The organism is Nocardia sp. NPDC004568, from assembly GCF_040609955.1.
In the GTDB taxonomy this organism is placed as follows: domain Bacteria; phylum Actinomycetota; class Actinomycetes; order Mycobacteriales; family Mycobacteriaceae; genus Nocardia.
On sequence record NZ_JBEXLL010000143.1, the window covers coordinates 1 to 7,123 of the forward strand.

The 7,123-nt window shown below is 65.8% G+C and carries 9 protein-coding genes; 5 read left to right on the forward strand and 4 right to left on the reverse strand.

The genetic code is table 11. The features are described 5' to 3' along the window. The first annotated feature begins 859 nt into the window (after positions 1–859). Positions 860–1,927: a CHAT domain-containing protein gene (locus ABZV91_RS31720; RefSeq protein ID WP_355249402.1), complete on the forward strand. Its 1,068-nt coding sequence runs from the start codon at positions 860–862 to the stop codon at positions 1,925–1,927. Between the two features lie 102 nt (positions 1,928–2,029). On the opposite strand, the gene ABZV91_RS31725 is transcribed toward ABZV91_RS31720, so the two are convergent. Next, the gene (locus ABZV91_RS31725; RefSeq protein ID WP_355249410.1) at positions 2,030–2,428 is read right to left on the reverse strand and encodes an SDR family NAD(P)-dependent oxidoreductase; all 399 of its coding nucleotides are present in this window, start codon (positions 2,426–2,428) and stop codon (positions 2,030–2,032) included. A gap of 74 nt (positions 2,429–2,502) precedes the next feature. Between ABZV91_RS31725 and ABZV91_RS31730 the strand changes: the two genes are divergently transcribed. Next, positions 2,503–2,856 (forward strand): MarR family transcriptional regulator, encoded by a 354-nt coding sequence (locus ABZV91_RS31730; RefSeq protein ID WP_355249403.1) that lies wholly within the window; start codon positions 2,503–2,505, stop codon positions 2,854–2,856. Positions 2,857–3,116: 260 nt separating this feature from the next. Then, positions 3,117–3,335, forward strand: coding sequence for a DUF4287 domain-containing protein (locus tag ABZV91_RS31735; RefSeq protein WP_355249404.1), 219 nt, complete (start codon positions 3,117–3,119; stop codon positions 3,333–3,335). Positions 3,336–3,626: 291 nt separating this feature from the next. Here the strand turns inward: ABZV91_RS31735 and ABZV91_RS31740 are convergent, their stop codons facing one another. Next, positions 3,627–3,917 (reverse strand): hypothetical protein, encoded by a 291-nt coding sequence (locus ABZV91_RS31740; RefSeq protein ID WP_355249405.1) that lies wholly within the window; start codon positions 3,915–3,917, stop codon positions 3,627–3,629. Positions 3,918–4,120: 203 nt separating this feature from the next. Next, entirely contained in the window at positions 4,121–5,248 is a 1,128-nt protein-coding gene (locus tag ABZV91_RS31745; protein ID WP_355249406.1) for a CHAP domain-containing protein, read from the reverse strand. A gap of 318 nt (positions 5,249–5,566) precedes the next feature. Between ABZV91_RS31745 and ABZV91_RS31750 the strand changes: the two genes are divergently transcribed. Further along, a complete protein-coding gene (locus ABZV91_RS31750) occupies positions 5,567–5,875 on the forward strand; it encodes a hypothetical protein (RefSeq protein WP_355249407.1) in 309 nt (102 codons plus the stop codon). Between the two features lie 127 nt (positions 5,876–6,002). Here the strand turns inward: ABZV91_RS31750 and ABZV91_RS31755 are convergent, their stop codons facing one another. After that, on the reverse strand, positions 6,003–6,191 hold the full coding sequence (locus ABZV91_RS31755) for a helix-hairpin-helix domain-containing protein (protein ID WP_355249408.1): 189 nt from the start codon (positions 6,189–6,191) through the stop codon (positions 6,003–6,005). A gap of 201 nt (positions 6,192–6,392) precedes the next feature. Between ABZV91_RS31755 and ABZV91_RS31760 the strand changes: the two genes are divergently transcribed. Next, positions 6,393–7,123, forward strand: a 731-nt coding sequence (locus ABZV91_RS31760; RefSeq protein ID WP_355249409.1) for a cyclase family protein, incomplete at its 3' end; no start/stop codon positions are given.

Below are 7,123 nucleotides of genomic sequence, written 5' to 3' on the forward strand. Positions count from 1 at the left end.
TACGAACGGCGCGCCGACATCCACCAAGCACTACTGAGCCTGGCCTGCTCGGTCATATGCCTCCGGAAGCTCATTCTGAACTGATCTTTAAGAGCGGCTAAACGAACCTCGCGATCTGACAGCAGTCCAGCTCTGGACTGATTCACGGCTGTTCCACTGAACCCGCCTCTTCTCAAAGTGGTTGCCGAATTTCGCCATATAGGTTCAAGAGCGGCGGCGCATGCGCGCCGCCGCCACGCTACGGCGGGACCTGGCTACGCTGGCGGCCCCACCGGCGCGTCGGCGGCACGCCAGCGCCACCCGCTTCCGACCCGACATGGTTGATTTTCGAGAACCGAGAAGTGTGGGCACGACGAGAGCCGTACCCGGCTTGGTCTCCCGCAGCCCGAGCACGAATCGGCCGGCAACGCCCGGGGTGACTGGCCGTGGTCCCGTCCCGCCGAGTTGCCGAACACATGAATCGACCAGTTCTCGGGTGGGATGTGCGCGACCTCCGGCCGCGTGGCCCTGCTGACTGGTGGCCTGCATTGTGTTCCCGCGCCCCTCCAGCTTCAAGGGCGCTACGCGTCAGCTTCGCTGATGGCATTCGCCACCCTTGACCCCGGAGCCTCTACGCGAGATCGGCAGGCCTTATCGGGCAGGCGGGTAGCCAGCCCACCGATGCGCAGACCACCAGCCATCAGGGCCAAAAAGGCCGTGAGGTGCGCTGGCGTGGTTCTTCAGGCCGATGTCGTAACGAAGCACGGGCAGAAAGCGCTTGTTGAGTAGCACAACCGATTTCGTCCATCAAATTCGAAGACACTGTCGCGTGGACGCGCGTGGGAACCGGGCGGTTAGGGCGACAGGGGAGGAGGGAACTGTGACTGCAAACCAGTACCGGAGTCAGCTTGATCGAAAACGGCAGCAGCGCATCGAGGCCGAGAAGAAGGTAGGCGAGTTCCGAACGAAGGAATCTCAAAAGCGCGCCGATGCAGCAAAAGCGCGCCAGGCTGCGGCACGGAGCAGCAGCACAACCACCGCCAGCAGCAAGCTCCGTGAGGCCGATCGAAAGGAAAAGGAAGCCGAGACTGCTGGCAAGGAAGCGAACAGGTGGCAGGTCAAGGTGAACGGTTACGTTCGGGAGGAGACCACGCTCATTACGAGGTTGAATCGGGCCGAGCGAACGGAGGCCGACGCGGCGGAGCGTCGCCGCCAACGAGAGCAGCAGCAAGCTGATCGCGCAGCGATGGCAGCCCGCGCAGCAATCGAGTCCCGCATCGCCAGCACCGAGTCCGCTGTGGAACAGGTACTGCGTCAGCTTCCCAAGCCGAAACCAGAAAAGTTGCGGGTGCTGTTGCTGGGCGCCTCCTCTGATGGCGACCTGCGTGTCGGCCGCGAGCAGAAACGAATTCGTGCCGCAGTGCAGTCTGCACTTCATCGAGATCAGCTGGAATTCGATGTTCGTCCAGCTGCAACGACCAACGACCTGCTCGAAGGGGTGACCCGGTTCCGTCCCCACGTCGTGCACTTCTCCGGTCATAGTGACGAGGACTTCCTTGAGTTCGAGGACGAGGTGGACGAGGTTGGCCATCCGGCTGTACGTGTCACCGCCCGTGCGTTCGCGAAGGCGATCCAAGCAACCAGCACTCCGCCTCTGCTTATCCTGCTGAACTCATGCCATTCCGCTGCACAACTGGACGCCCTAGTTTCAGAGGTTGTGCCATTCGCGATCGGTATGGCCGACGCGGTCGCTGATGCCGACGCCATTAACTATGCAGCCTGGTTCTATCAGACCATCGCCAACGGTCAGCCGATCCAGGCTGCTCATACCGCAGGACAAGCGGCGCTTGAGCTCGCTGGCCTCGACGGTGCCGAGCTCCCCACCCTGGCATCTGCTCTGGACGTCGACCCCGCAACAACCATACTGGTGGAGCCCATGGACGGGTGATTACGGCCTCCAATCATGCCATCGGCTCGGTCCGCAATCCGTCCGCAGGAGGTCAGAACGCGGCCGATAGTCGCCAACGTTGCCAGCGAGGAAATCGCCTGATCAGCACCGTTTGCCCTCGTCGTCAACGATCACAAACGTCCTGCAGGCAATTCGAGCTCTACTTCGACGTGTAGGCCTGACCTGCAAGAATGGGGCTGAAGAGCCCCTTCGGTACGCAGTGCGTGGCATCGAGTCCACCCGCTCAGTGATCACAGACGCGATCACTCGGCGGGTGGACTCGTCTGTTGCGGGCAGCTCTTCGGCCGCCTGCCGTAGTCGCTCGGCCGAGCGTCCGGTGATCACTACGGTGTCGCCCGCTTCGGCGAACTCGCGTGCTACCCGGTGGCCGATCCCGGTGGTTCCTCCGGTGACGACGACTGTCCGGCTCATCCCTCTGTCCCGTCGGAGATAGCGGGCGGCCTTGCAGCGGGAGCTGCCGGACGCACGTATCGAATCCATCCAGGTCTTCACGCCGCTATGGCGAGTGGCGAAGCTCCTCACCGAGGAACGCCACCGCGCTCCAGCGGCTCGGCGTGGACGAGGCCACCCGCGCTCTGCTGAATACGCTGCGCCGATCCGGTCCGCCCTATCGGCTCACCACCCTCCAGATCGCGGCCCGCAGCCTGGTCACCGCCGGGGCCATCTCCCAGCGGCTGACTCGGGCGGAAACGGCCGGATTGATCACTCGCGCACCGGCCCCGGCGACACGGCGCGGCGTCATGGTCAGCTTGACCGCGGAAGGGCACAGGCTCACCGAGCATGTCGTGCGCGAGCTACTGGCGCACGAGACCACGCTCACCGATCGTCTGTCCGCCGAGCAGCGCGACGCATTCACCGCGGTGCTCGCCGAGCTCGAGACGATATTGACCCCGTGCCCGGCGAGCTGACGGGATCGGCCTCGCCGGGCAGTGCCGAGTCGCCCGCACCGCGCGAGCATCTTCCTCGGGGCCGTGGACGCGACCACGGGTCGGCAGAGAAGCCCGGCCCTGAGCTCCACGTCGCGTGAGCATGAGACAGCCGCCTGGTCGGCAATTCCGGGCGGTAACGATCGGAGAGTGACCCACGACACATAGGCGGCGCGGGCGATGAGATCTCGACGAGTCTCCCGTCTCACCTATCGAGTTCGTAACCAGCAAGGAGATCGAAGATGGCGACCACCCCGAAGGGACCCGCGTCCTACTTCCCGTCCATCGAGGCCAAGTACGGCCGCAGCATCGAGGAGTGGAAGAAGGTCCTCGGTGCCGCCGGGTCGGCTTCGCACAAGGAACTGGTCGAATTGCTCAAGTCCGAACACGGTTTCGGCCACGGGCACGCGAACGCGCTCGTCCAGCATCATCTCCATCCGGAGAAATGGGCCGCTGCCTGACCTGATTCGTTCAGGTCCCGGTAGGAGCACCGACACGCACGAGGGGTGCTGCGGAGCCTTCCGCATCGTCGTCGGATGCTCCTACCGGAACGGCCTCTTGCATCGCCTACCGGTCCGTGGTCGGTTCGTACCGCGGCGTCGAGGCCCTGCGCGGATCGACCATCGTCTGCGGCGGGTCGGCCGGGACGGTCATCGGGCCGAGGCTTGTTACCGGGCTCGCGAACGTGCCTGTGCGGTGGTCGGCCTGTCGGTCCCCGGGATCGCGTGCTGCCCGCGACGATCGCGCCGCGCTCAGGACTCCGGCGGGAGTATCGGTGGACTGAACACCTCTTCCAGGGGAATGGGCCCGGTGTAGCGGCGGCAGTTGCAGCCGACCCATTCGCGCAGGCCGTGTATTCCCCTGCGGGAGAGTTCGGCATGGCATTTTCCGGTCTCGCGGTCGTGCAACGCCATGTCGTGTCCGCAACCGCAGCGTGCCGTGAGTTTCGGTGTCGAGCCGGCTCGCCGCCGTGACCCGAATCGGCCGCCCAGCCAGCCGATTGCGACGAGGCCGGCGCCGACCGCAAGGCTCAGTGGATCCATGAAAGAAGTTTACGTATACGCCTGGAGCGGTGCGCCTGAAGTGGGCCGGTCCTCATCTCGCCCGGTCGGCTTCGAGACGATCCCGAGAAGGCGAGCCACACGGGCTGGCGGCCCGGGTATGGAACTGTGGCGGCGCAACGCGACCAGTGCCGACCCGCGACCACGAATACTTTCTGAGGAAGGGAGTGACGTCGGATTGACGGCTACACCCGTACATCCGACCCTGTGGGTGGCGGTTTGACAACGCCGACGATATTGCCCGTGTTGATCGCGCGCTCCTTACGGAGTACCCCATCCGGGCCGTTGCCGTTCGAGGTGTTCCCTTCGATCGTGCTTATGGTTCCGCCGTTGACCGATTCCACGATGCCGATGTGATCCGGGGTCCCGTCGCCCTCCCAGTCGAACACGATCAGATCGCCCGGTTGCGCCTGGGTGACGCTATCCCTGTTCAAACCCATGCCGATGGCGTCGTTCCAGATGGCGGGTACGTAGTTCTTGTTGGTCCAGTCCACGTCATAACCCGCCTGATCCCACACCCAGCTGGCGAACGAAGCGCACCACGCGTCGTTGATGTTGTAGGGTGCGTTCACCCGGTTCCCGGAGCCCTCGGTGAGCCCGAGCTGACTCCGCGCCAGTTCGAGCGTGCTGCCCACCGGATCGTCCGGGTTGGTGATCTTATAGCTGGCCTGGCTCGGCGAGGCCTGGAATGCGGCACTCACGGGAGTGACACCGCCGCCGTTGGTTCGATAGCCGGCCGGGACGGTCGGCACCGACCCATCGATCTGGCGGGCGTGGGTGTTGATGGTGTTCGCCGCGTTGTCGACTTCGTCATGCACTCGGTCGACCGCGTTCAGCAGGGCGCGCAGTAATGCGAACTCTTCACCCCGAGGTAGACGGTAGACGCCGTCCTCGCCTTTCGTCGGGGCAGGTGTGTCGGCGAGGTCTGCGCGAAGCTCACTGACAATCGACATGATGTTCTGGTACGTATCGTTCGAGGTCGAGAACGCGGCCACCTGAGAGTCGTTGATGCTCGCGTTCTGCTGGTCGAGGGTTCTCCTCAGCGCCTTCGCATCTTCTTGCCGACCTTTGTACTTGTCGATCATGACGGACTCTTGCTCCGGGTCGTCCAAGTCGTCCTCACCCGGGAGTCCTTTATCGTCGAGCCATCTGGCGAAATCCGGCGCGCTTCCCGGATCTCCCGAAGCCAGTAGCAGTATCGACCGGTTGATATTCTCCTCGACTGCGCCGATGAGAGGGTGCAGGCGCTCGGCGCCTGCAGGACGAGGCAGAGGAGGGTCGATCTCGAGCTGTTCGACGGTGGTCGGACTCATCGGATACTTCTCTCTGCGCCGGCCGTACAGCCACGACAACGAATACGCGGTGTGAGCCGGCGCGGGGCATACCTGCCCGGCTCGGAGCCGCACCTCAGTGCGTTATAGCACGATTTTCGGACATTCCCGGCACCGAGAAATGCTCTGGCGCGACCTTTTCACTGCCCACCCACGCTGTCGAATCCGACCGGCCGGAGGCGGGTCCGATCGGCGCCCCAAAATGCGGATCGGCTCCGGCGTCCGCGTCCGCGCCGTAGTCTTCCGGACACCGCGCACCGATAACGGTGCAGCTCGGCGCGAGGAACGGGATCGAGACACATGGTGATACGGGAACGCTCGGGTGCGGCCGCGGCCGAATCCGCGCCGATCTATGGTGAACCGTTCGAGACGGCGGACGGTGCCATCGTCATCACCGTCTCGCGCCGCGGTTGCCTTTCCACTTCGCCGATGCGGCCCGCGGGGATCTTCGTGGTCCGCGACAGCGCCGCCACCTGGGTTCCCGCGGTGGATGTCAACCGGATCGCGCTGCTGGGCGAATGGATCGGGCTGCTCGCCGCCGTGATCGCCGCGCTCGCGGTGCTGCGGCGACCGCCGTGGCCGGACCTTTCCTACCTGCGCACCAGCTGAATCGGCGCGGAGGTGGCGCCGACCGAGCTGTGGTGATCGCCTCGGCGCGGGTCGGCCGCGGCGGCCGGAATCGGTCGCCCGGAGCGGGACGGCGATGCCACCCGAACCCGCGCACGGCAGACCCGTTTCATCGGTCGACCCGGCGCGCCTCGGTCAGCAGCGCTACCGCACGCGGTCCCACGCCGTGCAGCGGAAGCAATTCGTGGAGGTGTTCGGGTAGCTCGTCGATCGTCCGGTATCCCGCGTCGATCAACGCGCCTGTCGCCGGTCTGCCGATCTTCACCCCGTCGAAGACAGGTCCACGATCCTCGGTCACGCCGGCGAATCTACTCCGCTCCGCGGTGCCGGTGCGGTGACCTGATCGCGCCGGCGGGTCACGGTTGGCCCGAGCCGCGCCGGGCTCGGGCCAACCGAGGCCGCCGCTCCGGGAGCATGGCCGGAAGTCGCCGCGCGGGTTTCGCGATCGCGCGTGGCATACGGCCGTATTCGTCCCGGGCTCGAATAAGCTGCCCGCGAAATGTGCACACCACAGATCATCCGAGACCTGCGCGCGGCCGCCGGCGACCTGCCCCGTCCCGGTCGGCGTGCTTTCCTGACAGCTGGGGCCGCGGTCGTACTGGGGGGTGTCGTTCCCGCAGTGTCCGCGCACGCCGCCGTCGGCGGAGTCGTGGATCTGACCCACCCACTCAGTGCGCGGACCCCGACATGGCCGGGAGTCCCACCGTTCTCGATGGTGCCGGTCGCCTGGGAAGCCGCGGGTGGCTTCGACCAGAACCTGCTGGCGTACTGGGAGCATACGGGTACGCATGTGGACGCACCGTCGCACCGTCGCGGCGCGCAGTCCACCGATGTGCTCGCCGCGCGCGATCTGGTCGCACCGCTGGTGGTGATCGATATCAGTGCCCGGGCCGGCGCCGATGCGGACGCGGCGGTGACCGTGGACGATATCGGTGCCTGGGAGACCCGGCACGGCCGGATCCCGGAGCGGGCTTTCGTGGCGATGTACTCGGGTTGGGAACGCCGGCTCGAGGTACCCGGCGCCTTCGTCAACCTCGACGGGGAGGGAACGCCGCATGCGCCGGGGTTCGCGCCGGATACCGCCGAGTTCCTGGTGCGCGAGCGGGCGATCGTGGGGGCGGGGGTGGACACCCTGAGCCTCGATCCACCGATGAAGTTGCTGAGTGGGGCCGCGCGCCGCAGGCACGCGGCCCACTGGTTTTCGGGTAGCGGGTGGCTGCTGGTCTGCCC

Excerpts from the sequence above, each read along its gene's own strand:
- ABZV91_RS31725 (WP_355249410.1), bottom strand. The coding sequence starts at position 2,428 with ATGGATTCGATACGTGCGTCCGGCAGCTCCCGCTGCAAGGCCGCCCGC.
- ABZV91_RS31735 (WP_355249404.1), top strand. The coding sequence starts at position 3,117 with ATGGCGACCACCCCGAAGGGACCCGCGTCCTACTTCCCGTCCATCGAG.
- ABZV91_RS31740 (WP_355249405.1), bottom strand. The coding sequence starts at position 3,917 with ATGGATCCACTGAGCCTTGCGGTCGGCGCCGGCCTCGTCGCAATCGGC.
- ABZV91_RS31745 (WP_355249406.1), bottom strand. The coding sequence starts at position 5,248 with ATGAGTCCGACCACCGTCGAACAGCTCGAGATCGACCCTCCTCTGCCT.
- ABZV91_RS31750 (WP_355249407.1), top strand. The coding sequence starts at position 5,567 with ATGGTGATACGGGAACGCTCGGGTGCGGCCGCGGCCGAATCCGCGCCG.